At 46.1% G+C, this 1,687-nt stretch carries 1 protein-coding gene; it reads left to right on the top strand.

Annotated features, from left to right (window positions below):
* Positions 1–1,687: mucin-binding protein (locus tag ABPH35_RS10740; RefSeq protein ID WP_368849823.1), on the top strand; the 1,687-nt coding region annotated here is incomplete at both ends.

The following is a 1,687-nucleotide window of genomic DNA, read 5'->3' as shown; positions in this document are numbered from 1 at the left end:
TGGATGCCTAAGGATGGCGATAGCACGCTAGAAGGACAAGCCTTGCCAGTGAAAGCTGGTTACACAGCGACTACTGCAACGAAAAATGGAGCAGTCGTGACACCTCAATCAACGACAGAAGCAGTGATCGTTAATGAAACTGCGACAGACATCACGGAAGTGGTTATCTACAGTCCGGATGCCAAAGCACCACAGCTTGCCGTGATTAAGTATGAGGATGAAGCGGGCAATCTTGTACCTAGCTCAGCACTTGATGGAGAAAGTCCAGTCGACACAAGGGTAGGTAGCGAAGGTGGAGATATCAACTACTCTACAGCGTCTAAGATTGAGAAGTTGAAAAAACACGGATATGAACTTGTGACGGATGGCTTCACAACAGCGGATGGTCGTAAATTTGACAATACCCCAGATGAGCCAGGTAAGGATCCAAGTCAGGTATTTAAAGTAACCGTTCGACCACAGATGTCAACTGTCACACCAGATCCAAACAATCCAAGTAACCCGACACCGAAAGATCCGAACAATCCAGACAATCCAAGAACACCAGTTGTACCAGGACAACCAATTGATCCGAATAATCCAGACGGACCAAAATGGCCAAATCCAGGACAACCAATTGATCCGAACAATCCAGATGGACCAAAATGGCCAGAGGATAAAGGGGTATCAGAGAAAGACTTGATTAAGAAAGTCACACGTACGATCAACTATGTCTACGAAGATGGAAGTGAAGCAGCTGAAACTCGGACAGAAACCGTAACCTTCACTCGTACAGCAACGGTAAACCATGCGACAGGTGAGGTAACGTACAGTGCTTGGACAGTCAGCGATAAGGTTGATGCGGATAAGAATCATGACGGCAAGTGGAACGAGGAAGCTTCCCCAGTGATTACAGGCTACGTGACCGATACAGCTGTTGTAGCGGAAGAAACACCAAGTGTTGAGACAGCGGATAAGACAGTGACAGTTACCTACAAGAAACTAGGAAACTGGATACCTAAGATTCCAGATGGGGCAACACCAGTCGATCCGACACCAACAGATGGTAAAGATCCAAAAGAACCAATTCCGTATCCAAACGATCCGAAGGATCCAACGAAGCCTGAAACACCAACGAAAGACACTCCAACACCAATTCCGTATGTACCTGGCTACACGCCAGAAGATCCAAATGGAAATCCGTTGAAACCGGTCGATCCGAACAATCCAGAAAAAGGATATATCCCACCAGTTCCAACGAACCCAACGGAAGACATTGAGATTTCGTATGCGAAGGATGACCAAACTGCTCTCATCAAGTATGTAGATGAGCAAGGTAAACCACTCGCTGATTCAGTTACAGTCCCTGGTAAAACAGGTGATGAGATTAACCATTCGACGCAACCAGCAATTGACCGATTGAAGAGAGAAGGTTATGAGCTTGTTCGTGATGGCTTCACAACAGCAACAGCAGAAGAACGCAAATTTGATGGTACAGCAGATGAGCCAGGTAAGGATCCAAGTCAGGTATTTACAGTTGTCTTCAAACCAGTTGTAAAACCAGTTACACCTAGCGATCCAAAACCAGTTCCAGGAAAACCAGTTGATCCGAACGATCCAAACTCTCCGGTATGGCCAAAATCAGTTGAGAATCTTGAATTGACGAAGACCATCACGCGTACGATTACTTATGTGGACAATGCAGGGA

This window comes from Streptococcus handemini (assembly GCF_040984445.1).
GTDB lineage: Bacteria > Bacillota > Bacilli > Lactobacillales > Streptococcaceae > Streptococcus > Streptococcus handemini.
Note: the sequence above shows the minus strand (reverse complement) of the source record. Positions and strands in the feature narration are given on the sequence as shown.